The sequence below is a fragment of the Pedobacter sp. BMA genome (assembly GCF_001027745.1).
Classification (GTDB): Bacteria; Bacteroidota; Bacteroidia; order Sphingobacteriales; family Sphingobacteriaceae; genus Pedobacter.
In genome coordinates, this window is the sequence record NZ_LECU01000004.1 from 153,558 (window position 1) to 179,395 (window position 25,838).

The 25,838-nt window shown below is 41.5% G+C and carries 20 protein-coding genes; 8 read left to right on the plus strand and 12 right to left on the minus strand.

Annotated elements, in window-relative coordinates; translation table 11 throughout:
• Positions 1 to 145: 145 nt before the first annotated feature.
• The 6 genes from AB669_RS06960 to dctA form a co-directional block, all read right to left on the minus strand.
• A complete protein-coding gene (locus AB669_RS06960; RefSeq protein WP_047798589.1) occupies positions 146 to 526 on the minus strand; it encodes a septal ring lytic transglycosylase RlpA family protein in 381 nt (126 codons plus the stop codon).
• 144 nt (positions 527 to 670) lie between these two features.
• Complete coding sequence (locus AB669_RS06965; RefSeq protein WP_053058317.1) at positions 671 to 1,174, minus strand: methionine-R-sulfoxide reductase; 504 nt, start codon at positions 1,172 to 1,174, stop codon at positions 671 to 673.
• Positions 1,175 to 1,344: 170 nt separating this feature from the next.
• Complete coding sequence (locus AB669_RS06970) at positions 1,345 to 1,737, minus strand: GxxExxY protein (protein ID WP_047798590.1); 393 nt, start codon at positions 1,735 to 1,737, stop codon at positions 1,345 to 1,347.
• Positions 1,738 to 1,884: 147 nt separating this feature from the next.
• Positions 1,885 to 2,757, minus strand: coding sequence for a succinate--CoA ligase subunit alpha (gene sucD, locus AB669_RS06975; protein ID WP_047798591.1), 873 nt, complete (start codon positions 2,755 to 2,757; stop codon positions 1,885 to 1,887).
• Between the two features lie 119 nt (positions 2,758 to 2,876).
• Positions 2,877 to 3,842 carry a 23S rRNA (adenine(1618)-N(6))-methyltransferase RlmF gene (gene rlmF, locus AB669_RS06980; RefSeq protein WP_047798592.1) on the minus strand — a complete coding sequence of 322 codons (966 nt, stop codon included), beginning with the start codon at positions 3,840 to 3,842 and terminating at the stop codon, positions 2,877 to 2,879.
• Between the two features lie 53 nt (positions 3,843 to 3,895).
• Positions 3,896 to 5,131 carry a C4-dicarboxylate transporter DctA gene (gene dctA / locus AB669_RS06985; RefSeq protein ID WP_047798593.1) on the minus strand — a complete coding sequence of 412 codons (1,236 nt, stop codon included), beginning with the start codon at positions 5,129 to 5,131 and terminating at the stop codon, positions 3,896 to 3,898.
• 186 nt (positions 5,132 to 5,317) lie between these two features.
• Here dctA and AB669_RS06990 point away from each other — a divergent pair, with 186 nt between their 5' ends.
• On the plus strand, positions 5,318 to 5,914 hold the full coding sequence (locus AB669_RS06990; protein WP_047798594.1) for an RNA polymerase sigma factor: 597 nt from the start codon (positions 5,318 to 5,320) through the stop codon (positions 5,912 to 5,914).
• 2 nt (positions 5,915 to 5,916) lie between these two features.
• On the opposite strand, the gene AB669_RS06995 is transcribed toward AB669_RS06990, so the two are convergent.
• Positions 5,917 to 6,918 (minus strand): hypothetical protein, encoded by a 1,002-nt coding sequence (locus tag AB669_RS06995; protein ID WP_047798595.1) that lies wholly within the window; start codon positions 6,916 to 6,918, stop codon positions 5,917 to 5,919.
• 137 nt (positions 6,919 to 7,055) lie between these two features.
• Between AB669_RS06995 and AB669_RS07000 the strand changes: the two genes are divergently transcribed.
• The 3 genes from AB669_RS07000 (at position 7,056) to AB669_RS07010 (ending at position 13,373) form a co-directional block, all read left to right on the plus strand.
• Positions 7,056 to 8,246, plus strand: coding sequence for a FecR family protein (locus tag AB669_RS07000; RefSeq protein WP_053058318.1), 1,191 nt, complete (start codon positions 7,056 to 7,058; stop codon positions 8,244 to 8,246).
• Positions 8,247 to 8,470: 224 nt separating this feature from the next.
• On the plus strand, positions 8,471 to 11,818 hold the full coding sequence (locus AB669_RS07005) for a TonB-dependent receptor (RefSeq protein ID WP_053058319.1): 3,348 nt from the start codon (positions 8,471 to 8,473) through the stop codon (positions 11,816 to 11,818).
• Between the two features lie 10 nt (positions 11,819 to 11,828).
• Positions 11,829 to 13,373 (plus strand): RagB/SusD family nutrient uptake outer membrane protein, encoded by a 1,545-nt coding sequence (locus AB669_RS07010; RefSeq protein WP_047798596.1) that lies wholly within the window; start codon positions 11,829 to 11,831, stop codon positions 13,371 to 13,373.
• 47 nt (positions 13,374 to 13,420) lie between these two features.
• Here AB669_RS07010 and AB669_RS07015 read toward each other — a convergent pair whose 3' ends face one another.
• Genes AB669_RS07015 through truA form a run of 3 tightly spaced genes read right to left on the minus strand, consistent with a single transcriptional unit; the run spans position 13,421 to position 17,057 of the window.
• The gene (locus AB669_RS07015) at positions 13,421 to 14,446 is read right to left on the minus strand and encodes an isoaspartyl peptidase/L-asparaginase family protein (protein ID WP_231582640.1); all 1,026 of its coding nucleotides are present in this window, start codon (positions 14,444 to 14,446) and stop codon (positions 13,421 to 13,423) included.
• A gap of 50 nt (positions 14,447 to 14,496) precedes the next feature.
• Entirely contained in the window at positions 14,497 to 16,260 is a 1,764-nt protein-coding gene (locus tag AB669_RS07020; protein WP_047798598.1) for an ABC transporter ATP-binding protein, read from the minus strand.
• 44 nt (positions 16,261 to 16,304) lie between these two features.
• The gene (gene truA / locus AB669_RS07025; RefSeq protein ID WP_047798599.1) at positions 16,305 to 17,057 is read right to left on the minus strand and encodes a tRNA pseudouridine(38-40) synthase TruA; all 753 of its coding nucleotides are present in this window, start codon (positions 17,055 to 17,057) and stop codon (positions 16,305 to 16,307) included.
• Between the two features lie 85 nt (positions 17,058 to 17,142).
• On the opposite strand from truA, the gene AB669_RS07030 reads away from it, so the two are divergent.
• From AB669_RS07030 to AB669_RS07045, 4 genes are all read left to right on the plus strand, one after another.
• Positions 17,143 to 17,610 (plus strand): DUF4293 domain-containing protein, encoded by a 468-nt coding sequence (locus AB669_RS07030; RefSeq protein ID WP_047798600.1) that lies wholly within the window; start codon positions 17,143 to 17,145, stop codon positions 17,608 to 17,610.
• A gap of 140 nt (positions 17,611 to 17,750) precedes the next feature.
• Complete coding sequence (locus AB669_RS07035; RefSeq protein ID WP_047798601.1) at positions 17,751 to 19,655, plus strand: DEAD/DEAH box helicase; 1,905 nt, start codon at positions 17,751 to 17,753, stop codon at positions 19,653 to 19,655.
• A gap of 323 nt (positions 19,656 to 19,978) precedes the next feature.
• Positions 19,979 to 21,565 carry a bacillithiol biosynthesis cysteine-adding enzyme BshC gene (gene bshC, locus AB669_RS07040; RefSeq protein WP_047798602.1) on the plus strand — a complete coding sequence of 529 codons (1,587 nt, stop codon included), beginning with the start codon at positions 19,979 to 19,981 and terminating at the stop codon, positions 21,563 to 21,565.
• A gap of 20 nt (positions 21,566 to 21,585) precedes the next feature.
• Positions 21,586 to 22,680: an Ldh family oxidoreductase gene (locus AB669_RS07045; protein WP_047798603.1), complete on the plus strand. Its 1,095-nt coding sequence runs from the start codon at positions 21,586 to 21,588 to the stop codon at positions 22,678 to 22,680.
• 64 nt (positions 22,681 to 22,744) lie between these two features.
• Here the strand turns inward: AB669_RS07045 and AB669_RS07050 are convergent, their stop codons facing one another.
• Positions 22,745 to 24,169, minus strand: coding sequence for an alpha-L-fucosidase (locus AB669_RS07050; RefSeq protein WP_047798604.1), 1,425 nt, complete (start codon positions 24,167 to 24,169; stop codon positions 22,745 to 22,747).
• Between the two features lie 55 nt (positions 24,170 to 24,224).
• Positions 24,225 to 25,820, minus strand: coding sequence for a SusD/RagB family nutrient-binding outer membrane lipoprotein (locus tag AB669_RS07055; protein ID WP_047798605.1), 1,596 nt, complete (start codon positions 25,818 to 25,820; stop codon positions 24,225 to 24,227).
• Positions 25,821 to 25,838 lie beyond the last annotated feature (18 nt).

The window sequence follows — 25,838 nt, forward strand, 5'->3', positions numbered from 1 at the left end:
ACTGGGGAAAAACGATCAGCACAATATCATTTTCAAGTGAAAAAAAAGCTAATCGATTGTTTTGGAGCGCTTAACGAACTGAAAAAAGTGTTAATAACTTAAATTTGAGGGGAATACGATGGGCAGATTATAGCGAAATGGAATACTACTCTACCGTGTAAGCGAGACTAACTTTCGCAATCCCTTTGTGGTATATACCAATCTCTTTGGCAGCACTTTCTGACAGATCAATCGCCAGTTTTTTGGAATAAGGACCCCGGTCGTTCACCTTTACAATAACAGATTTTCCATTGTCGGGATTGGTTACGGTAACTAGCGTACCCATGGGTAAAGTGCGGTGAGCTGCAGTAAATTTCTTGGCTCTGTATTTTGCGCCGCTTGTGGTTCGGCGGCCTTCGAATTTTCTGTGGTAGTAAGTAGCGAGAACTGTTTTTTTGATACTATCCGGCTCATTTGATGGGTCGGATTTTTGTGCTTTACCTTGTAAAAACAGGAAACAAAAACTTAATAACAACAGATACTTCATAGGCTAACATTTCTTTATTGCGCCTGCAAATATAAGCATTTAGTTTATAATCAGCAATTTGTGGAAAAACAGTTAAATTGCAGGCAAAAAAAAGGGCGTACAACTTGCTGTCGTACGCCCAAACCTAACCCAACTATATCCACCTTATTTCTTATCCGGAACGAAATTCATAGAGATAGAATTTACGCAGTGACGGGTGTCTTTATTCGTAAATCCTTCTCCTAAAAATACGTGTCCTAAGTGTGCTCCGCAATTGGCGCAAACAATTTCTGTACGTGAGCCGTCTGCATCAGGAATGCGTTTTACAGCGCCTTTAATTTCATCATCGAAAGCCGGCCATCCGCAATGCGCATCAAACTTACTTTCCGATCTGTATAGCGCGGCATTACAGCGTTTACAGGTATATGTACCCTTTTCTGTAGTGTGTTCATATTTACCTGTACCAGGATACTCAGTGCCTTTATTTACAATTACTCTTTCTTCTTCGGGTGTTAATGGATTCCAGTTCATCTTTTTCTTTGGTATGATATTTTCCGATTGCTCTGCCTGTTTCTTTTCTTTCTTATCCTGCTTTTGTGCACAAGCAGATAAACCTGTTATAAGAACAACAGCAGAGACCAAAAATAGTTTATTTAACATCGTTTTCATATAACCATATACGCTGTAAATTTTGTTTTGGTTTGTAGAAGCTATTGTTTGGTCTAGTGTTTACAAAGGGATGATATTCTCATTGAAGCAGAAGGAACAAACTGAAATTAGTTCAACTTAAATGCCTATCGCATAGTTGCCACAGAAACACAGAATACACGGAATTGATATTATAGAATAACGCGCCTAATTTCTAAAGTTGTTTTACCGAAATTTAGCACCAAACCAACCTTACATTCTGAGCATTTTAAATAGTTAATCGTTTGAGCTAAATCTTCATTTGCTATTCCACTTTTACCTTTAATTTCTAAAATTACCGAATCAAAAACAATAAAGTCTGCATAAAAGCTATGCGGCAACAGATTGTCTTTATAATAAACAGGATAATATTTTTCTCTTTCGTAGAAATATCCCCGGCTATCAAATTCGATACAAAGCGCATCCTTGTAAACAATTTCAAGAAAACCGCAACCCAAATTCTTATGAACTTCAATTGCGGCGTTAATAATTAAATCAGTTTCATTCTTATAGGGAAGATTATCTTGTCTTATTTGATAATCCATATAGAAAATTTTAAACTAATCTAATCAAATTTCTCTTTTTTCCCCATTTATTTCCGTGTCTTCTGTGTTTCCGTGGCAAAAAAACTCCGACAACAAAAAAGCGCCCCGAATATTCGGAACGCTTTCATTTATGTAAATTTTAAAGTCTTACTTTGCCAGTTCTTCTGCCATTGCAGCACCAATTTCAGCCGGGCTCTCTACAACGCGAATACCACATTCTGCCATGATTTTCATTTTAGCAGCAGCAGTATCATCTGCACCACCTACAATAGCACCTGCGTGACCCATTCTACGTCCCGGAGGCGCAGTTTGACCAGCGATGAAACCAACAACAGGTTTAGTACCGTGTTCTTTAATCCAGCGCGCAGCTTCAGCTTCCATACCACCACCAATTTCACCAATCATGATGATACCGTGAGTTTCCGGATCGTTCATTAATAATTTTACAGCTTCAACAGTTGGTGTGCCAATAATCGGGTCGCCACCGATACCGATAGCAGTTGTAATACCTAAACCAGCTTTTACTACCTGATCTACTGCTTCATAAGTTAAAGTTCCTGATTTGGAAACTACACCAACGTTACCTTTCTTGAAGATAAACCCTGGCATGATACCAATTTTAGCTTCATCAGCAGTAATGATACCCGGACAGTTCGGACCAATTAACGTCACATCACGGTCAGAGATATATTCTTTAACCTGAATCATATCTTTAGTTGGAATACCTTCAGTGATACAAACGATCACTTTAATTCCGCCTTCAGCAGCTTCCATAATCGCATCAGCAGCAAACGCCGGTGGAACGAAAATGATAGATACATTTGCTCCCGTTTGATCAACGGCATCTTTAACAGTATTAAAAACAGGCTTATCTAAATGTAATTGCCCACCTTTGCCAGGAGTTACACCACCAACTACGTTTGTACCATATGCCAGCATCTGCTCAGCGTGGTAAGTTCCTTCGTTTCCGGTAAAACCCTGAACGATAACCTTAGAATCTTTGTTAACTAAAACGCTCATGTATCAATTTTTTTTGTGCAAAGCTAATATTATTGAGTGGAAAGTCAAACCTAAAAGCATATTATTTAGGGCGATTTTTCACGAAAATGTTATTTTAAATACTTCTTGAGAACAACAGCTTATTTCCATCCTTTTGCCCACTCGGCCTGTGCCTGGTCATCCTGATAGGTCCACGCCACAAAACGACTTATTTTTTGTCCCTGACTCATTTGTACCGTCCGCACCTCAAAAGCATTTGATTTCACCAATGCGTTATAAATGCTTTTTAAGTTGGCACTTTTCGAAACCAAAGATGTAAACCAAAGGACCTGATTTTTTATCTGTGCACTCTGGATAATCATCTGCTCAACAAAGGCACGTTCACCACCCGGACACCAAAGCTCAGCCTTATTACCACCAAAGTTTAATACATGCTTTACTTCTTTTTCATTTCCGCCCAGATTGCGCCATTTTTGTCGGGTTCCTTGCTCTGCCTCTTTTAACGAAGCATGGAAAGGAGGATTGCAAACCACAGCATCAAAACGCTCGGTCCGTCCTACAATACCTCTAAAGATACCCATTTTTGAAGATTGCTGACGGATTTCTATTGCACCCTGCAAGGGTTTATTGGTATCCACAATACGTTTCGCCGACTCCACAGAAAGCGGATCGATTTCAGACCCTACAAAATGCCAGCCGTATTCCTGGTGACCGATAATGGGATAAATGCAGTTGGCACCCACACCAATATCCAGCACATTTACGTTGGCTCCTTTCGGGTTTTTACCCTTATTACTCGATCCTAAAAGATCAGCAACATAGTGGATATAGTCTGCCCGTCCCGGGATAGGGGGACAAAGAAAATCCTGGGGAATATCCCATTGGGAAATATCGTAAAATTGTTTTAACAAAGCGCGGTTCAATGCTTTCACAGCATTCTGATCAGCGAAATCAATCGAATCGTCGTTGTGTTCGTTTTTAAAAACAAAACGTTTTAGTTCTTTCGATGATGCGGTAAGTTGTTTAAAATTATAACGCGACCTGTGTTTGTTGCGGGGGTGTAACTCGCTTTTTTCCTTGCGGTTATTTTGTTCTTCTTGAGCCAATGTGATCTGGATTAAGTAAACGTACTGTGTGTACGTTTCCCTGCAAAGGTAAGTTAAATAATCTGTGAATACTTCGCTTCATCAAACTGGTTTTCACTTTTGGCGATAACGATTGTAGCAATACCATTCCCGATCACATTCGTTATTGCCCTGGCTTCGCTCATAAAACGGTCTACCCCAATTAAAATTGAAATATGCTCAATGGGCATAATTTTCAGTGCGGTAAGGGTAGATACCAATACAATAAATCCGCTTCCCGTTACCCCTGCTGCTCCTTTTGAAGTCACCATCAATACACCTAATACTGTGATTTGCTGGCCCAATGATAAATCAACATGAAAAACCTGACAGAGAAAAATTACAGCCATGGCCAGATAGATTGCCGTTCCATCAAGGTTAAAAGAATACCCGGTTGGAATCACCAGGCCCACTACCGATTTTTCGCAACCAAAAGCTTCCATTTTCTGCATCATACTCGGCAGCGCTGATTCTGACGAAGAAGTCCCTAAAACAATCAAAATTTCCTGACGAATAAATTTCAGATACTTCCATAAACTGAAATGATAGTATCGGCAAATGCCGTTCAGGACGACAAAAATGAAAAGAATGCAGGTAAGGTAAACTGAGCCCATAAGCTTGGCCATACCCAGAATACTGCTTAAGCCATGCGTACCAATACTAAATGCCATTCCACCGAATGCGCCTATTGGCGCCAGACGCATAATCACTTTCATAATTTTGAACAGCACTTTCGAAATTTTATCAAAAGCATTCAGGACAGATGCACCTTCCCCTCCCAGTTTGTTCAGACCATAGCCAAAGAGAATGGCGAAGAGTAAAATCTGCAGAATATTTCCTTCGGCGAAGGCGGCGATCACATTATGCGGAATGATGTGCAGAAAGAATTCAGCCCAGTTCATTTCTTTGGCCTGTTCAGCGTAGCCGGCAACTTTTGTTGCGTCACCTCCTTGGGTAATCATCCCCGCTCCTGGTTTCAGCACATTGGCCACCAGTAATCCAATGGCAATGGCTACGGTGCTCACAATTTCAAAATACAGAAGTGCTTTACCTCCGACTCTTCCCACCTTCTTCATATCCCCCATATGTGCAATCCCCAACACAATGGTGAAGAAAATGATCGGTGCAATGAGCATACTAATGAGGTTGATAAAACCCTGACTAATAAGTTTAGCTGAAGGTGCAAAGCCCGGAAAATACGCGCCAACGATTATACCAATGGTAATCGCTACTAATACCTGGAACGTTAAATTGCTAAAGAGTGATTTCATCTTACTGTTTTGGAAATGAAATATAAAACATTTTTTCGTTTTGCGCTTTAATTTCGACTAAAAGGTTCATCATGATCAAAATGTTGATCGAGATCAAACACGTTTTTTACCATTTTTTTTCAAACCTCGCTTTATTATACAGTAATTCATATATTTAGCCAACCCAAACAAGCCAATTCATCCCTAATGTCAGTTTATAGCCTCACAGCGGAAAAAATATTGCTGCAAAAAATTGCTGATGGAGATGAATTAGCGTTTAAACACGTTTTTGAGTTATACAAAAACAAAATTTACTGTTTTGTGGTCAAATTTGTGCATTCTAAAGCTGACGCCGAAGAAATTGTTCAGGATACATTCTTTACGATATGGCAAAAAAAAGAAATGCTGCCTAATATCGAACACCCAAGGAATTATATTTACACCATCGTTAGAAACAAAACCTACGACTATCTGAACCAGGCGGCGAAAAATCAAAAAAACCTTTCACAGATCTGGGCCAATATGCAAACCGAAAGCAATCCGGTTGAAGAGCTCACTAATTTTAAAGATAGTGAGCTTCTTATTAAAAATGGCTTGGCTAATCTATCATTGCAAAAGCAACAGATTTTCAAAATGAGCCGTGTAGATGGTCTCAGCCATGAAGAAATTGCACAAGAGATGGGCTTGTCAAAAAGCAGGGTAAAAAACCTTATTGTGGATATCCTAAAATACCTTCGCCACTACCTTTCGAAGCACACGCTAAAGATCACTTTGGCAGGCTTCCTGGGCTACTTGTTTTCCTGATATTAATTATAATATTTATCCATGAATTGATGAATAGCCTTGGCTATGTGCTTCACATACTCAGGCCGTTTACGATCATCCATTCTTACATCTGAATTAAATTCAAGCTGGATAGCCGAAAGCAGTCCTCCGAATTTAGAGCCATGCCTTGCCGTGTTATAGCCTCCGTTAAAATATTTACCATCCGGAAAGACCGTTTTGTCAGTCGGATTTGGTATAGACCTGCCTGGAACAGCCAATATCTGCTCATCACTAAGCAGTGTACCAAGCGCATATTTGCCTTTAACCAAATCAGTCATCGTCGCTTTGCCACCCTTCACCAGTGCTTTTACACTAGACTGATCAGCATACTGTTCCAGATTATCTGATAAGAAATCCTTAGCCTTAAGCAATAGCCCTACCTCAGTTCTTTGCGGCCTGTGCGCATTCCCATGTATATCAAGCAAGAGGCCCTCGCCATTTTTTAATACCAGAACGCGGGCTGCATCAATATACTGGTGGAAAGCTTTCCATGCCAGTTCCGCGTTGCGGTCTCCTTGAGCCGCCAGTGACATACCCCTGTTGGCATCGAGTTTACTCCGGTGTAAATGGTTTAAAACGACATGCGGTCTCAATCCTGTTAAGCGTTTTATTTCATCAGCAAGTTCCATTGTAAGCTCCAGGGTTTTACTATCTGACACTGCCGAGAAGCTTTCTGTATCGCCATAGTCTTTTTCATCCTGTGTTGCGACATAGTCTTTGGTTCGTGTACGGATAAATTCAGGTTTTAAATTACCGCCATGCGGAGAAGTTAGTATCAATTTAGACTTTGAATCGCCGGGAATATACTCAATTGCCGTTGCATAGGCTCCACTGGAATCGGAAACTTTAAATATGTAACGCTGTCCGGGTACATATCGCAGAATGGTGTCTTGAACGCTTAACGTTGGTAATGCTTTCGCCGACTGGTTTATTGAGGCAATAGCGAACAAACAAACAATGAGGTATGTGATTTTTTTGTACATCTTTTTGGGTCTGGGTTTTGACAATAGACTATTCGTTTACAGACAAGGACCGTTAAAAAATATTTTTTGATAAATGCGGTCCTACGCTTCCGCATTTTGGTCTATGTTTTAAAGGCGCATTTTATGCCTTAACCAACATGCCTGATAAAAACGATCGAATTAACGAGTTGCTCGATAAATATGTTCATAAAACCATCGGAGAAGATGATTTTATAGAATTGTTTCAATACATCAGCAAAGATGAATACAAACATGTTCTGGATGATTACATGAAATATTCAGACAAGCTTACACTTCCTGATGCAGATGTTCACCATGTGGACTGGCAACACATGTATAATAATATTGTAGACAAAAAAGAAAAGTCAAGAACAGCTATTGTAATTGACTTTGCGAAAAAAATAACCATCGCTGCATCATTAGTTGCCGTGGGTTATATTGCATACCATACTTATCTGGGTAAAAGCATGCAGCAAACCACAGGTAAAACGGTTAAAGCTGATTTAGCCCCAGGAGGGAATAAAGCAATATTAAAGTTGGGAGATGGTACAGAAATCATTTTGAATGATGCCCAAACCGGAAAACTGTCACAGCAGGGCTCATCGGTTATCAATAAGGAGAATGAGGGATTAATTTCTTATGCCGCTAATGAGCGTAAAGAAACCAGGGTATTTACAAATGTACTGACAACCCCACGCGGAGGGCAATATCGCCTGGAATTACCGGATCATAGCCAGGTGTGGCTTAATGCCGAATCATCCATTACTTTCCCCACTGCTTTTACCGGTCAGTACCGGAAAGTGTCCGTTACCGGCGAGGTTTACTTCGAAGTGTCTAAAGATAAATCCAAACCCTTTATGGTAGAAAATCAAAATACTACCGTTGAAGTTCTGGGTACTCATTTCAATGTTAATGTTTATCCAAATGAGGTTCAGTCAGCAGTCACGCTGCTTGAGGGATCTGTAAGATTAAAAAACAACCACAGTTCAAGGATTCTCCAGCCTGGACAACAAGCAGTTTTCGAAGCAAACGGAAGTCAGATTCAACTTAGAAATGTTGATACTGAAAATGTCGTTGACTGGAAAAACGGCCTGTTTATATTCGAGGATGCAAATATTACCGAAGTGATGCGGCAGGTGGAAAGATGGTATGATGTAGATGTTAAATACGTCGGCAAAGTCCCTGCAATAAAATTCAATGGTATAGTAAGCCGCAACAACAATGTCTCAAAATTATTGAAATTTCTGCGGGCAGCAGGGAATATAGAATTTAACATCAACAACAAAACAATAGAAGTAAAGACTAATCAGCAGGCGAAAATGAAATAGATACAAGAGACTCAGATAGCAAAAAATCTACCCGGTTGCAGCCGGGAAGATTCGTTAAAGCTGCAAGCAGCAGTTTTGGGCTACAAAAATTTATCAACTTATCAATAAACCAAAACCAAAACAAACTTATGAAAGATTGTCTACAATCTCAAACGGGCACCCCCATGCCCAAACCAATTACAAAACTAGAAAGAACAAGTTATGCGTTTAGAGCTTTTTTGATCATGAAACTTACTGCGATAATCATTTTTTGCTTAGCACTGCAGGTTAGTGGAAGAACGATGGCACAGAAAATCACCCTTACGGCCAATAATGCTTCCTTAAAAACTATTTTTAAGGAAATCAGAAAGCAGACAGGCTACTTCTTCATCTACAGCAATGAGGTACTTGAAGAATCGAAACTGGTAAATGTGAATGTGAAAGATAAGCAATTGGAAGATTTGTTAAAAGAGATCTTCAGCAAACAACCACTCAGCTATTCAATTGAAGACAAGACCATTGTGATCAGTTTAAAAACCACCTCTACGGTACTTCGGGTAGATCGGATAATTACCGGTGTGGTGATTAGTGCAGACGACAACACCACGCTGCCGGGTGTTTCAGTGCGTGTGAAGGGGAAAGTAACCGGCGTGATTACAAATTCAGATGGTAAATATAGCATCAATTTACCAGAGGGTGAAAACATACTGGTTTTTTCATATCTGGGATACACCACAAAAGAAGTTACAGTTAGTACAAACAGCACTTTAAATGTACAATTAGCAGTAGAAAATAAACAGCTCGAAGAGGTTGTTGTACAGGCTTATGGAACGGTAAGAAAAGGTGCACTAACCAATGCGGTTTCTACAATCAGTGCCAAAGAGCTGGAATCCAGACCAATTTCAAATCTGGCTACGGCACTTGTAGGTGCTGCTCCGGGTATTCAAACCACAACCGGAAGTGGCCAGCCAGGTGCCGGTCCAAGCGTTAGAGTTCGCGGCTTTGGTACTATAAACGGTGGTTCTGACCCTTTATATGTTGTAGACGGCGCACCGTATGAAGGCGCTTTAAATAACCTCAATCCTGATGATGTGGAGAGTATTTCCATACTCAAAGATGCTTCTGCGTCGGCCCTATATGGCGCCAGAGCCGCAAACGGCGTCATCCTTATCACCACCAAAAAAGGTAAAGATGGTGCAGCCAAATTAAGCTTCAAAACTACACAAGGATTAAACTCCAGAGGACTTTCTGACTACGAAAAAGTTGACGCTTACCAATATTATCCGCTCTTATGGGAATCCATGCGTAACAGCCTCGTTTCGGGAGGTGCAACCCTTGATGCCGCGAATACACAGGCATCGAATAACATTGTGGGTTCGCTGATTTCCAATCCTTTTAATGTGCCTGATAACCAGGTTGTACTCACTAACGGAACGATAAACCCTGCAGCATCGCTGATATATCCCGAAGATCTCGACTGGAAAGATCAATTACGACGAACCGGACTGAGAAGTGAGTACAATGTAAACTATAGCGGCGCAAGCAACAAAAGTGATTTTTTCGGATCACTGGCCTATCTGAAAGATGAGGGTTATTCTGTTTTAACTGATTTTAACCGGTATAGCGGAAGGGTAAATATGAATACGCAGGTTAAAAAATGGATTAAAACAGGAATCAACCTCTCCGGTTCTGTACAGAAAACAAAGGTTGGCAACGAATCGAGCGGCATCTGGGAAAATCCGTTTTACACCGACCTGATTTTTGCGCCTATTTATGCTGTGCATAAACACAATACAGATGGAAGCTATATTTTAGATGCCTTGGGAAACCAGGTTTATGATGAAGGATATACAAGGCCTATTGCACCCGGAAGAAATGTACTTGCAGAAACTGAATATAATGAAAACTTTACCGAACGTAACTTTTTAAGTGGAAGAACGTTTGCAGAAATTTCTTTTTTAAAGAACTTTAAATTCACAACAAACTTCAGTTTAGACTTAAATAATTACAAGTTTAACGCGTTTGATAGTCCGATAATTGGCGACGGATTAACCTCCAATGGAAGAAGCAACCGTACCAATTCGACAACAAGAACGATCAATATCAATCAGCTCCTGAACTATAACCGGTCTTTTGGAGATCATAATGTCGATGTGCTGGGAGGTCACGAATCCTACCAGCGCCGCTACGACTATAACTTTGGCAGTGCTGCCGGACAGATTGTTTCAGGTTCTACGGAGCTGAAAAATTTTGCCAATATCCTATCTCTCACTTCCTATCAGGATAATTACAGTATCGAATCATATTTTGGAAGGCTGCAATATGACTATGATGGAAGATATTTTGCATCCGCATCCTACCGTACTGATGGTTCTTCAAAATTCTCACCTGCGAACCGTTGGGGCAGTTTCTGGTCGGTAGGTGCAGGTTGGCAAATCAGTAAAGAAAAATTCTTCAAAGTAAGCTGGGTTGATAATTTGAAGTTACGGGCATCTTACGGACAGGTTGGTTCAGATGATCTGGGAAGCTATTATCTTTATCAGACTTTCTACGATACAGGTTTCAAAAACGGAAATGAGGCAGGAATCAAACAATCATTGATATTGGGAAATCAGGATATACAATGGGAATCAACCAACAGCATGGATATTGCTCTTGAGTTTGGTTTCTTAAAAAACCGTATTTCTGGTAACATTGAATATTTCAATCGTTATACTGATAATTTATTATTTAATGTTCAGCTGGCCTTATCATCAGGTTTAACCTCACAGAACCAGAATTTCGGTAGCTTATACAATCGCGGTGTTGAAATTCAGCTGGACGGAACACCAATCAAATCGAAAAACTTTAAATGGGATGTGGGTATAAACTGGACCACCTTTACCAACAAAATTTCAAAACTGCCTTACGATGAATTTATCGATGGCACAAAGAAATATATGGTTGGCCAGTCGCGTTACGACTATTGGTTGCGGGATTATTACGGCATTGATCCTGATAATGGTAGTGAACTGTTCGTGGCTGGTCCTGCTGCAACAAATACTAAAACCATGCCCGACGGAACCGTGGTAACCACCAGCGGAAGCGGTGCCCTTTACCACTATGCTGGCTCGTCCATTCCCGACTTTTATGGATCAATCAACAATACCTTCACCTATAAAAACTTCTCACTGGATTTCAGGTTCATCTATCAGGTTGGCGGCAAATCATTCGACGGCGATTATCAATCATTAATGTACAATGGAACTTATGGCAGGGCTTTACATATTGATGCCCTGAACCGCTGGCAAAACCCCGGCGACATGACCAATGTACCAAAAAGAACGATTGGAGGTACCATGTACGACAGTGACCGTTGGTTAGTCGATGCATCTTATCTTTATCTAAGAGCGGCAAACTTCAATTATAATCTTCCAAAAGCCTTCACTAAAAAGCTATCCATAACCAATGCGCGGATTTTTGCTACCGGTGAAAACCTTTTTATGAAGTCGTACCGTAAAGGCTTTGACCCCTCACAGGCCTACAATGGAAACTCGAGTTATACATATGCACCGAACCGTGTAATTTCTTTAGGTTTAAACGTAACGCTTTAAAAAAATAAACATGAAAAATTGTAAAATAACTTCAGTATTCATGCTTATCATAGCATTGTTTACTTCATGCAAAAAAGATTTCCTTGAAACTTTCCCTACCGATCAGGTAGCGCAAACCACAGCTTTTGAATCGATTGCCAATGCAAAACTCGCAGTAAACGGAATGTACCGATTAATGTATCTGCAAATCTCCAACCAGTCGCAGGATGCACACGGTGCCATGATGCTCAATATGGATGCAATGGGTGAAGATTTTGTATGGTCAGGAAATACTTATACCTACTTTAAACCTGCTTTGAGGTGGGTAGATCACCGAAGTGCATCGAGTGCATTGTCATCATTCCCATACATCCTGTATTACAGAATCAACAGTAATGCGAATATGATTATTGATAACATTGACAAAATAGATGGTGCGGCTAACGATAAGGCCGCCATTAAAGGGGAATGTTTAGCAATGAGGGCCTGGTGCCACTTCAATCTTGTTCAGCTTTATGGCAAACGTTACGAGGCAGGAAAACAAAATACCCAGCCAGGTATCCCCATCATCATTTCAACAGATGGTGTAGATCAACCCAGGTCTAGTGTAGAAGCAGTATATGGTCAGATCAACAAAGACCTTGACGAGTCTATGTCTTTATTGGAAACCGCAACAGCGAGATCGGCAAAAACACATGTGAATGTGAACGTTGCGAAGGGTTTTAAAGCAAGGGTAGCGCTCACCATGCAAAACTATACCACTGCGATTAAATATGCAAAAGAAGCCAGAACAGGATTCTCACTCATGACAAACAGCGATTACCTAAGTGGTTTTACGGTTATCTCAAATGCAGAATGGATGTGGGGAGCTAACCAGCTCGCCGATCAGGTGCCGACTTATGGGTCTTTCTATTCGTATGTATCAGGAAATTTCAATTCATCATGGAACAGACTTGAACCTAAAATGATTAATTCGGTGTTGTATGCCAAAATTGCGGCTACTGATATCCGTAAAAAATTGTGGTGGGATGGAACCACTGCGGATAAAGCAAACTTTCCTGGTGCTATTGATGCTGCTACAGGTACTGCTGCATCAGGTGTTAAAGTAATCAAATACATGCACAGGAAATTCAAGGTACAGGATGTTACCAGCCGGGCAGGAGATATTCCATTTATGAGGGTTGCCGAAATGTATCTAATTGAAGCTGAAGCGTTAGCACGGAGCGGACAGAACGCTGCTGCAGCTGCAGCCCTGTACCCTTTAGCTGTAAACAGAAACCCTGCTTACGTATTATCTACAAAAACCGGTTCGGCTTTGATTGATGACATCATGGTACAACGCCGGATAGAATTATGGGGTGAAGGCTTCCGTTTTTACGATTTGAAACGTACGGATAGCGATATGGATAGAAATGGAATGGACAACCCAAGGGTGAGTACCTCAGTAACCTATACCGATATTGCTTATACCTTGTTTAAAGCCCGGGCATCTCAAAACAATCTTTGGGAATACAAAATTCCGCAAGATGAAATTGACGTTAACAAAGCCATCGGACCTGAAGATCAGAATCCATAATATCGCTAACCTAACAGGTCGCCCTGGCAGCCTGTTAGGTTAGTTTACTATTTATAAATACTCACCTCAATTTTACCATCAGCAGTAACCGCTCCGCGGTACATGCCTTCTGTATTAAAGGGCATGGTCATATTCCCTTTGGCATCCAGCGCAATTAAGCCACCATCTCCTCCCATTTCCCTTACCTTATCCAGCGCAATTTTCGAGGCCTCCGCTACAGACAAGTTTTTATATTCCATCAGGTCGGAAATGGTTTTGGCCACCACATTGCGGATATAAAATTCGCCCCAGCCCGTGCAGGATATCCCTGCGGTTTCATTGTTGCAGTAAGTACCTGCACCAATAATCGGGGCATCACCCACCCTGCCATATTTTTTGTTGGTCATACCGCCAGTTGAGGTACCAGCCGCCAGGTTACCCGCTTTATCCAGCGCTACACAACCCACAGTACCAAATTTGTAATCGTGATTTTTAGTACCAAAAAGTTCAGATTTTTTGCTGCCATGATCCAATACTGCCTTAACCGAATCTTCTTTGATGGCTTTCTGCAAACCTTCCCAGCGATCTTTGGTCCAGAAATATTTAGGGTCGACAATCTCCAGGCCGACTTCTTTGGCAAATTGTTCCGCACCCGTTCCTACCATCATCACATGTTCAGATTTCTCCATTACCGCCCTTGCAGCTGATATCGGATTTTTAATGGTGGTAACGCCTGCGACCGATCCGGCCATCAGCGTTTTTCCATCCATTATTGCAGCATCAAGTTCGTTTCTTCCATCATGAGTGAATACGGCGCCTTTACCCGCGTTGAAGTGCGGATCATTTTCAAGAACGTGAATAGTGGCTTCAACTGCATCCAGACTATTTTTCCCAGCCTTAATCTTTGCATAACCTGCCTGAAGTGCCTGTGTAAGTACCGCGATATAGGCCGCTTCCTTTTCAGGGGTCATGTTCCTTTTTAGGATGGTACCCGCACCACCATGAATCACCATCACGTATTTTTGCTGTTGTGCAGAAAGGTTTCCTGCATACAGGGAGATCAGGATCAGGACAAATAGTTTAAGTGTTTTCATCTTCATTGTTTGAAGATGTTAAATTAAGAAAATCTGCCGGATAAACAGGATTACGCTTTGGCAATTCCTTCAGAAGAAAACTGAAGGTCGTAAAGTTTCTTGTAATAGCCATCAAGCTTCAGCAATTCCTGGTGGGTGCCTTTCTCTTTAATCTCGCCCTTATCAAGCACAATGATCTGGTTGGCTTTTTGAATGGTCGACAACCGGTGTGCAATTACAATTGAAGTGCGTCCGTCCATCAGGTTGTCGATGGCTTTTTGAATCAGCAATTCTGTCTCCGTGTCTACAGAAGAAGTGGCCTCATCTAAAACCAAAATAGCCGGATTATGTACTAAAGCACGAATGAAAGAAATCAGCTGCGCCTGTCCGGCCGACAACGTTGCGCCTCTTTCCATCACATTGTACTGGTAACCTCCGGGTAAACGTTCAATAAAATCATGAGCACCAACCTTTTTGGCAGCGTCTACCACTTGTTCTATACCTATCTCCGGATTATTTAAAGTAATGTTATTCAGAATGGTATCAGAAAACAAAAACACATCCTGCAAAACAGTAGCAATATTGCTCCGCAGATAATCCAGATCGAAATTTTTTATCGCAATGCTATCTACGGTGATATCACCTTTTTCCACTTCATAAAAGCGATTGAGAATATTAATGGTGGAAGATTTTCCCGCTCCCGTAGCCCCAACCAGTGCAACCGTTTCACCGGCATTCACATGAAAAGTCAAATCCTTCAAAACGTACTGATCGTCGTTATAGGCAAACCACACATTTTTGAAATCGATGTTTCCTTCCAGCCTTACTGGCTTTTCGGTGCCCTCGTTAATAGTGGTTTCATCCGTATCCAATACCTTAAAAACGCGTTCAGCACCAACCATTCCCATTTGCAGGGTATTAAACTTATCGGCCAGCTGACGAATGGGCGTGTATACCATAGCCAGGTACAGGATAAACTGATTAATCAGCCCAGGTGTGATGGAACTGCTAAAAATACTCTTCCCCCCATACCAGATTAATAGCGCAAGCGACATGGCTGAGATCAGTTCCACTACCGGAAAAAATATGGAGTAATACCAGTTTGAGCGAATATTGGCATCACGGTAGCGCTTATTGATATTATAGAATTTCTTGTATTCCTGGCGCTCTCTGGCGAAATACTGAACAATGGAAACCCCTGTAATGTGCTCCTGTAAAAAGGTGTTCAGGTTGGTTACCTCACTCCTCACTTCCTGGAAAGCAACCTTTATGGATTTCTGAAACTTCCTGGTGGCAATAACGAGTAAGGGAACCGGAATAAGCACCACCAGCGTTACTTTCCAGTCGATATATAACATCCAGCCGACAACAGCTACTACCTGAAGTGAATCACCAATCATGGATATTAACCCTTCAGAAAATATATCAGCTATGGTCTCCAGGTCAGATACTGTTCTGGTGATCAGTTGACCGATTGGTGTTTTATCGAAATATTTTAACCTCAGTTTTGTAATGTGGTTAAATACACTGATCCGCAAATCACGAATAACCGATTGTCCAAGCGTATTGGTTAGTAGGGTTTGACTGTATTGAATCAGGGTTTGCAAGATCAGTACGAAGCCCATCAAAAAAGTCATGCGCAACAAACCATCATAGTCGTTGGTAAAAATAAACTTATCAAGTGTATAGCCAATCAAAAATGGACGGATGGGCGATACCGCAGCAAGGAGGATTGTTAAAATAACCGACCAGATAAATACGGCACGATATGGCTTCACATATTTAAAAATACGTTTAAGCAATCCTGAATTATATACGTCGCCTGTTACTGCCATGTTTTTTAGTTTTGAATGCGTGAATCTTAAAATCTATCATTCAATCACGTTATATACGGGTATTCAACCTTTACCAGATACAAACCGCAGGCGGGTACCGATTGCCCTGCATTGCTGCGGTTTCTGCTTTCGATGATTGTTTTAAAATCTTCCAGCCCGATTTCATGCTTCCCTATCCTAACCAGCGTTCCCATTATTGCCCTGACCATATTACGTAAAAAACGATCGGCCTGTATGGTAAAAATTAAACTGCCATCCTTTTCTTCGAAAGATGCCTGCATGATTTTGCAGTTATTGGTAAAAGTTTGGGTATTGGATTTACTGAAACACGAAAAATCTGTATAATCAAACAATAAGGCTGCTGCCTGGTTCATCAAATCAACATCAAGTCTGTCCTTCACCAACCAGGAACGGTTAAGTTTAAAAGGGTCTTTTTCAAAATGTACATAATATTTATAAGCCCTTGATGTGGCGTCAAAACGTGCATGTGCATCATCGGCGACAGGAATAATGCTTTTTGCGGCAATCTGATAAGGGAGCATGGCATTGATCCCCGCTACAGCCAAAAGCACTTTCTCTTCCGGAATGTATACCACATCAAAATGGGCATAAAAATCTGTAGCGTGCACGCCCGTATCGGTTCTGCCGCAGCCCAGTGTTTCTACCGGCTGACGGTAGTAAGTAGACATGGCTTTATCCAACAGTTCCTGTACCGTAACTGCATTGGGTTGAATTTGCCAGCCATGATATAGGCTGCCGTCGTAAGCGATTTGTATGAAATACCTTTTTTTACTCAAAGCGATGCAAAAATACTTTTTCCTTTTATTAGATAAGACTGAAAAATGGAATTAAATATATATTTGTACAATTTATTAAGTTAACATGATACAAAGAATACAATCCATCTGGCTTTTTTTAGCAGCAATAGTTTTGATATTAATGCTGTTTTTACCCATCGCAACCAAAGAGGTAGCAGGTACTGAAACCGGCATATATACATCAGGTTTATATCAAACTGCAGTTGCGAAGGGTGCAGAAAACACTAAAATCGAATCTTTTTTACCCTTACTGATTACCAATTTTGCAGTAATTATCATCTGTTTTTTCAACATCTTCAACTTCAGAAAAAGAAGCTTTCAGAAACGTATGGCCATTGTATCGATTGTGTTGGTTACAGGCTTTGCTTTCTGGTGCAGTATTTACGCCAAAAAACTGCCTGAAGGTATTGAGGGTGCAAGTTTTGGTATTGGGGCATATCTTCCGGCGGTGGCAATATTGTTCATTGTTCTTGCCATTTTCGGGATCAATAAAGACGAAAGGTTGATTCGTTCTGCAGAAAGATTAAGGTAAATGAGGATCACGCGGTTGGCTCTAAAAGCGAACAATGCTTATTGTCAACCAATTAACAGAAAAAACTATTTACTTGATAATCTGTAAAATACCGATTATTAACCTTACCTTTGCGGCTCAATTAAAAAATAAAAAGACGAATGACAAACCCATTTCAATTATTGGGGATAAGTGATGACGTCGTTAATGCCGTAAAGGACCTTGGATTCGAAAATCCAACGCCTATTCAGGAGCAAAGTATTCCTGTACTGTTAGAAGGCACTAATGATTTTGTTGGTTTGGCCCAAACAGGAACAGGAAAAACAGCCGCATTTGGTTTGCCGCTGTTAGAACTAATCGATTTTAAAGTAAACAAACCACAGGCATTGATTTTATGCCCTACACGTGAGTTATGCTTGCAGATCGCTAACGACCTTAAAAACTTTTCTAAAAACGTTGCTAATGCCCACGTTGTTGCCGTTTATGGTGGCGCGAACATTATGCAACAGCTACGTGAAATACGCCAAGGCGTTCAAATCGTAGTGGCCACGCCCGGCCGTATGTTAGACATCATTGGCCGTAAAGCTATTGATTTCTCTAATGTCAAATATGTTGTGCTTGATGAAGCTGACGAGATGTTAAACATGGGTTTCCAGGATGACATCAACGACATTTTATCAACTACACCTGATGACAAAAAAACCTGGTTATTCTCGGCAACCATGCCGGCAGAAGTTCGCCGTATTGCTAAAAAATACATGAACGAGCCTGTTGAATTAACCATGGGCACTAAAAACACTGGTAACGTAAACATCGAACACGAATATTATATTGTTCGTGCCCGCGATAAATATGCGGCCTTAAAACGTATTGTAGATTTCAACCCTGAAATTTTTGCAGTAGTATTCTGTAAAACCAAACTGGATACACAGGATGTTGCTGAGCACTTAATCAAAGATGGTTACAATGCTGATGCTTTACACGGCGATTTATCGCAGCAACAACGTGATAAGGTGATGCAACGTTTCCGTGAGCGTAACATGCAGTTATTAATTGCTACAGATGTTGCCGCACGTGGTATTGATGTAAACAACGTAACACACGTAGTAAACTATTCTTTACCTGATGAAATTGAAAGTTATACCCACCGTTCTGGCCGTACCGGCCGTGCTGGTAAAACCGGTATCTCGATCTGTATCATCAACTCTAAAGAATTAGGAAAAATCCGTCAGTTAGAGCGTATCATTGGTAAACAATTTACCAAAGCTGAGCTTCCAACAGGATTTGATGTTTGTGAAAAACAATTATTCTCTTTAGTACATAAAGTACATAATGTAGAAGTTAATGTGGAGCAAATTGATCAGTACATTCCCCGCATCATGGATGAATTTAAAGATTTATCTAAAGAGGATGTAATTAAACGTTTTGCTTCATTAGAGTTTAACCGTTTCCTAGACTACTATTCTAAAGCACCTGATTTAAATGCAGCTGTTGGCGATGATCGTGGCGAAAGAGGTGAGCGTGGTGAAAGACGCGGACGTGGTAGCGAAGGTTACACCCGTTTATTCATCAACTTAGGTTCAGTAGATGAATTTACCCGCGGCGATATGTTATCATTTATCTGTAACAACGGAAAAATTGCTGGCAAAAGCGTTGGTAAAATCGACTTAAAAGGTGTTTTCTCTTTCTTTGAAGTAGAAGATGATGTTGCTGATAAAGTTTTCGAAGGGTTTAAATCTGTAGAATTCAATGGCCGTCAGGTTCGTATTGAGAAAAGCGGAGACGGTGGTCGTGGTGAAGGCGCTGGCGAAAGACGCGGTGGCGGAGAAAGACGTAGCGGTGGTTTCGGCGGTGAACGCAGAAGCGGCGGTGGCGGTGGTTTCCGTGGCGGCGACAGAAGATCATCTGGCGGTAGCGGCAGACGCGAAGGCGGAAGTCGTGAAGGCGGAAGTGCTGGCGGTGGTTTCAGAGATTTCTCAGGACGTAGCCGTGAGGATAAAGGTGGAAGCGGAAGCCGCAGAGAAGGCGGAAGCCGTGAAGGTGGCGAACGCCGCAAAAAATGGTAAATCACTAAACCAAATATTTTTAGAAGCCGTTTCTGTTTATTCAGAAGCGGCTTTTTTATTTGCATACAATAGTAACTCCGCCAAATTGCGGGCTACGTTACCGTGAACTTGGCCATAATTTAACCAAAAGTTACCCAGTCTTTAATCAATCGACGATTGGGTAACCACTGGGTAAGCACTGGGTAAGCAGTGGGTATAGACAGAAGGATACTGCCGATCAGACTAAGCCCCGACCGAATCATAAGACTTCATATTTATTTAACAATTGTAAAATAGTAGGCCGGCTTTATTATTATCTGTAAATTGCACTACTTTCGCTAATTATGCAGGCAAAATACATCTCCTATCAGGAAACCGGTTCTTTTTCAAAACTCGTTCTTGATTATATTAATAACGAAGAAGCCCTGAAGGCATTTTATAGTTATCGTCCGGATATGGACGGCCTGGCGGAAGCAATTGAAAAAAGAAATTTCTTAGGCGATCGTAATATTCTGGTATCAGTGCTGAGAAATCAATACCAACATCTGCAACCAAATAAATCGGTAACCCGAAATATTGAGCTGCTGCTGGACCATAATACCTTTACCGTTACAACCGGTCACCAGCTAAATCTTTTTACTGGTCCGTTGTACTTCATTTATAAAATTGTTACGGCGATAAACCTGGCCATTGAGCTGAAAATAGCCCACCCTGATAAAAACTTTGTACCGGTTTACTGGATGGCTACTGAGGATCATGATTTTGAAGAAATCAATCACGTTAGCGTAGATGAAAAAAATATCAGCTGGATACAAAGCACGAATGGCGCTACCGGAAGGCTAAGCACCAAAACTGTAGCTGCAGCCGTTACCGCTTACAAAGGTTATTTAGGGATTTCGAAGAATGGCAAGCACATCGCTAAACTTGTAGAAAAAGCTTATCTCGAACACGATAACCTGGCTGATGCCACACGGTACCTGGTTAATAATTTATTCGAAAAATACGGGCTGGTTATTGTAAATGCCGATGAGCCATCACTTAAAAAGCTTTTTACACCGATTATAGAAGCCGATATTATTGAGCATAACAGCGCAAAAAACATTGAGCAAAGCTCCGGGGAGCTGGAAAAGCTTGGCTATAAAACACAAGTTAACGGCAGGGATATTAATTTCTTTTATCTGAAGGAGAATTTACGGGAACGTTTAATTTTTGAAAACGGAAAGTATACGGTAAACCACACTGATATTTCATTCACTGAAACGGAGCTTAAGGCAGAAATTCAGTTACATCCGGAGCGTTTTAGTCCGAATGTGGTGATGCGCCCGATGTATGAGGAAGTGATACTACCCAACATTGCCTATATAGGTGGTGGAGCTGAAGTTTCCTACTGGATGCAATTGAAAGCAAATTTCGACCATTATCAGGTCGACTTCCCTGTTTTACTGCTTCGGAATTCGGCCTTATTAATCGATAAACGCAGTGCGCAAAACCTCTACAGCCTGGGTTTTTGTCTGGAAGACATCTTCCTGCCTGTTGAAGAATTGAAAAATCTCTGGATCCGCAAAAATTCTACCGCCCAGCTTCTGCTGGCAGATGAAACCAGGGCAATAAACAGCATTTTCGATCAGATTAAACTGAATGCCTATAAGATCGACAAAACACTTTCGGTTTCAACAGATACGGCAAAGCAAAAAACGAATCACCTGCTGGCCAACCTGGAAAAGAAATTGTTCAGGGCAGAAAAACGCAAGCACGAAACCGCGCTAATACAAATTGAAAACGTTAAAAAGCGCCTTTTCCCTAATGGAACCATGCAGGAAAGGACAATGAACATTGCGCCAATGTATGTGAATTATGGCGAGGACTTCCTGTCGACCTGTATTGAAAAGTTTGAACCATTAGGTGGCGATTTTACGCTGCTTTTACCTTAAATAACACGTCATCATATAAAATGAACTTCATCACCTTTACCGAATCCGAACTCAGAGCATTTACCCGTAACGTATTTAAAAAAATGGGCTGTTCTGATGAGCATGCAGATTTAGCAACCGATGTATTGGTTCGCTCCGATTTGAGGGGTATCGACTCTCATGGAGTGGCCCGTTTAAGCGGCTATATCCGCTTGTGGGAAAAGCAACGCATCAATGCTACACCAGACATCAGAATTGTTCATGAAACACCAACGACCGCAACAGTTGATGGGGATGCTGGCTTAGGACTTGTAGTTGCTCCCTTCGCCATGCAGATTGCCATCGAGAAGGCAGAGCAGTACGGTAGCGGATGGGTTTCGGTAAAGAATTCAAACCACTTTGGCATTGCCGGTTATCATGCTTTAATGGCGGTTGAAAAAGATATGATTGGCATCAGCATGACAAATGCCAGTCCGCTGGTTGCGCCAACCTATGCCAATGAAAGACTATTGGGCACTAACCCGATGTGTTATGCTTTCCCTGCCGGAAAGTATCCTCCGGTGATTGTAGATATGGCTACGGCAGCGGCAGCAAACGGAAAACTTGAAATTGCACAAAGAGCAAACAAAAGTATTCCGGATGGATGGGTACAGGATAAAAACGGAGAAAGTTCAACAGACCCGAATGAATTGAAAAATGGAGGATCACTGCTTCCTTTGGGCAGCGACAAAGACCATGGAAGCCATAAGGGCTATGGTTTAAGTGCAACAGTCGACATTTTATCGGCAGTACTCTCCGGCGCAAATTACGGTCCATGGGCACCCCCTTTTGTGGCTTTCCTGGAACCTTCAGCCAATCCGGTAGGTGAAGGTTTAGGGCACTTTTTAGGGGCAATGAGGGTAGACGGCTTCCGACCGGCACAAGACTTTAAGAATCACCTTGATAATTGGATAGAACGCTTTAAAAGCGCCAAAACTGTAGATGCAGATAAAACTGTTATCATCCCAGGAGAACCGGAACATCAGTTTGAGCAGGAAAGAAAAGTGAGCGGCATACCTTTAATCGATGTTGTAGTCAACGATCTGAATGACCTGGCTGCACGTTTAGGGATTGATGGCTTACAGGCATCTGCCTGAAATATGAATTAACGGATGAATAGCTGCACGCTGCAACGATTCATCCGTTATTTTTTAATCAATATTATTTTTTTCCGGCGGCGAAGGAAAATGCCCATGCAACCTGTTCCTCATTGCCTGGTAAATCGATAGTGGTTACATCACCTGTTGTGGTCCACTTCAGTTTACGCTTACCGTTCAACAGGGTTACTACAGTACCTTTTTTAGGCGCATTTCCTTTCCAGCTGATTTGTTTCGGCTGTTTACTATCGATCAGAAAAATACCATAAATGGTATTTCCATCTTTGCTTTGGGTAAACCAGGTATTACCGTCGTGGTAGTTTTTAGTGATGCGGGTATTATAAATGGATTCCCCGTTTACACTGGTCCACTTTCCAATTTCATTCAACCGGGCAACAGCACCTTCATCCAGGGTACCGTCGGGTTTCGGCCCAACACCCAGCAGTAAGCTACCGCCTTTGGCAACCACCTCAACCAATTTATGTACCACTTCTTTGGCAGGTTTATAGGGATCGTTTGGTACCCAGCCCCAGTTTCCGTTTAAGGTGAGGCAGCTTTCCCATGGATAGTCTAATTGCTTCTCGGGTATTTTCTGTTCCGGTGTCTGGTAGTTCTCGTACTGACCATGAACGGTTCTGTCGACCATGATTAAACCCGGCTGTGCCTTCCGGGCCATCTCTGCAATTTTAGGCATATCGATATCCTGGCTCCATTTCGGGATTGGCGCCCCCCATGAAAGTACTTCTTCATTTACAGAGGACAGCGGACGTACCCAGCCGCCATCGAGCCATAAAATATCAACACTGCCATAGTTGTTCATCAATTCCCCTATCTGGTTGTAGGTATATTTCTTGAACATGTTCCAGCGCCATTTATACTTGTCAATGTCGTAATTGTTATTTCTGTTGGGTGTAGCATATTTATCCCACCAGTAATATTGCGTATGCCAGTCCGGTTTGGAGAAATAAGCACCAATCATAAAGTTTTCCTTACGAAAAGCATCAAATACATATTTGGCTACGTCGCGTTTAGGATTACCGGCAAATGGACCTTTGGCTATGCTGAAATCACTTTCTTTAGTATCGAACATGGCGAAACCATCGTGATGTTTTGTAGTGAAAACCATGTATTTCATACCGGCGGACTTACCTGCTTTGGCCCATTGCTCAGGGCTAAACTTTACCGGATTGAATTTTTCACTTAAACCCCAGTACCATTTCTTATAATCATCATATTTAATGGTCGTATCGCGTTCAATCCAGTCTTCCGAACAGATCGACCAGGATTCGATAATTCCGGGAATGGCATACAGGCCCCAGTGTAAAATCATCCCGAATTTTTTATCCTGCCAGGTGTCCAGCTTTGCTTTTACCAGCGGATCGGTCGGTGCCTCATACTTTGCGGATTGTTGAATGATATCGTCTCTTTGGGCGAATAGGGTTTGCGAGCAGCTGATAAATAGAAGTAAGAGTAGAATGCGGACTTTCATGTGCTAATAATAATAAAAATCCCGGGTTTTTAGGCCGGGATTTAAGTATTGATGCTTATGGCATCCAGAATAATTTTGTAGTCCTTGTATCTTTCGATTGTACAGCCTGGTAGTTAGCTGCGTTGTAGGTTTTTTCATTAGCCGGATAAACCAACCGAGTTGGTGGGGTTTCGAACCCTGCAAGTTTCCCTGTGTTTGGGAAAGTTAACACCGGATAACCAGTTCTTCTATATTCAGACCAGGCTTCCATTGACTGCAATACACCTAAATGTCCCCATTTCTGGGTATAGATTTTGGCAAGTTTTTCTGTTGTTGTACCTGTATAAGCAGCTGATGTTGAGTTAACCCATGTGTCAACTGTTGCTGTAGCAGGAGCAGTAAGGTTGGTGTAACCATTACCTTGGTTCAGATTATTCAGATAGTAATAAAAAGTAACAGACTGTCTTAAACCATTGTCGTATGCAACCTTGGCGTCAGCTGATGTTCCCCATCTTTCGTAAGCTTCTGCTTTAAGCAAGTTTACTTCTGAGGCGGTGATTACAATTCCTGGAAGTTTTTGGTTAAAAAGAAATGTTGCCGAATCCAGTAATGAGTAATCGGCAAAACTACTCTCCTGCTGTGCTGAAGTAAATGAAATTGGCATAGCCCTGTAGGTTGCATTTGCAACGAATTTACCGTTTGTTGTCCGTCCGTATTTATCAAAAATCACGGGAATACGTGGATCATTATTAGGCAACATCAACGTGTTCAATAAGTAGTCAGGCGCATACCAGCTACCTTCCATAAATGCGGCGCTTAAATCACTTGTACTGTTTGTTAGAGGTTGCAATAAGATATCAGCACTTGCAGGAGTATAGGCAGCGACATTTCCACCATCCACCAGAGGATAGGTTGTTGCATCAGCTAGCATGGCAAGTACTGCAGGTTTAGCAGTAGCCTCATCAGTTTTCGAAATACGCATTAGTAACCTCAATTTCAGTGAATTTGCATAACGTGCCCAGCGGCTCACATCACCAGATAAAAGGATATCCGCTTTGCTAAAATCTTTATTTGTAGCATTAGCTTTGAAAAAGGCTGCTGCAGAAGTCAAATCAGCTATAAAAGTTGTGTAAAGAGCCTTTTGAGCATCGTATTTCGGATTTTTAATTGTACTGGATGTTTCTAAACTACCCGCTTCACTGTATGGAATATCACCCCAAAGATCTACCATTTTAGCTGCCTGCTCAATCAAAGTTACTTTAGCAGCCTGCATAATAATTGCCTGACTGGCTTTTTCAGTTGTACCTAATGATGCATAACGCAGTTCCATGGCACGATAAAGAGCCATTACTCCACTTCCATTGCCTCCGGTAGTATAGAAATCATCCCAATAATTCTGGGCGTAACTTTCATTTTGCCTGTAGGCACTATTTGCATTAGAAAAATATGCAGTTTGCGCATACACACCTGGCATTTGGGTTAGAAAAGTACGTACGTTCCAATATTTTGCACCAATCCTGTCATTGTTTAACATCGCTGTAAATAAGCCTGGTACGCTAGCCGTTTGCGATTTTTCCGGGTCATTATATAATTCTTCAAGATCTTTTTTGCAACCTCCTAATGTGCTTAGGGCAACTAAAAAGATACTTACTTTTATAATTAGCTTTTTCATTTTTTCTATGATTAGTTG